This window comes from Teredinibacter waterburyi (assembly GCF_001922985.1).
GTDB lineage: Bacteria > Pseudomonadota > Gammaproteobacteria > Pseudomonadales > Cellvibrionaceae > Teredinibacter > Teredinibacter waterburyi.
Genome location: NZ_MRUH01000066.1, coordinates 1 through 794, shown reverse-complemented (window position 1 = coordinate 794; position 794 = coordinate 1). Strand labels below are relative to the sequence as shown.

The window sequence follows — 794 nt, the reverse complement described above, 5'->3', positions numbered from 1 at the left end:
GGATTATCGCAGCTTGCCTCTCTTAATGGGATGAGTGTCGCACTTAGTATATGAATTCGGCGAGCCTAACAAATATGTCCAGTTGACGTTTTGGTCTACGCTCCGTTTTGGGGTGGCTACGCCACTTTACCCCAAAACTCCACTACAACCAAAACGCAACTGACATAGGCGTTAAGTGTTTCCAATGAATGGCAAGATACCTACAGAAGATGATTGGAATGAGTACGATCGCGAATTCGTCCTAGATTTAGACGTTAATTATGCTCGTGGCCAATTTTTCGGTAAAAGTAATGCAGAGATGCTACCTCAGTACAAAGACCATGTTTTAATGCGTGCAGAAGATCTACATTGGATGCCGAAAAAGCCGTTTCAATATTATGTCTTTGGATTTCGGGATTTTGTTCGCAACGGCAAATTTGGTTTTTATGAAAGTTCGGACGCAGCTAGCGCGTTCCTCAACTTAATTTTACAGAAATTAAAAGAGCAGCCTGATCACATCCTTCCCGTAGTTCCTGAACTAATGAATGATGTAAAGTATATAGCTTCTAATCAGGCAATTTATGAAGCAGACGCGGACATTTACGGAAATTTCATGGATATTTACAATGAAATACGAAGTCTTGCTAAACACACTTAACAAACAGCTCAATCCGACCTCCACTGCGTTGCTCGTTTTGTGCTTTAACGCTACGCTAGCACAAAACAATCAACTACGTTCCGGCGGCTTAGCTGGGCGTTATGCGTCTTAACGGCTGGAAAAGTAGGGTTTGGAATTCTTGGGATTGTTTGCTGTA

Annotated in this window: 1 protein-coding gene; it reads left to right on the top strand. The window is 42.2% G+C overall.

Annotated elements, in window-relative coordinates; genetic code table 11:
* Window positions 1–184 precede the first annotated feature (184 nt).
* The gene (locus tag IDZ20_RS05795) at window positions 185–637 is read left to right on the top strand and encodes a hypothetical protein (RefSeq protein WP_188150484.1); all 453 of its coding nucleotides are present in this window, start codon (window positions 185–187) and stop codon (window positions 635–637) included.
* Window positions 638–794 lie beyond the last annotated feature (157 nt).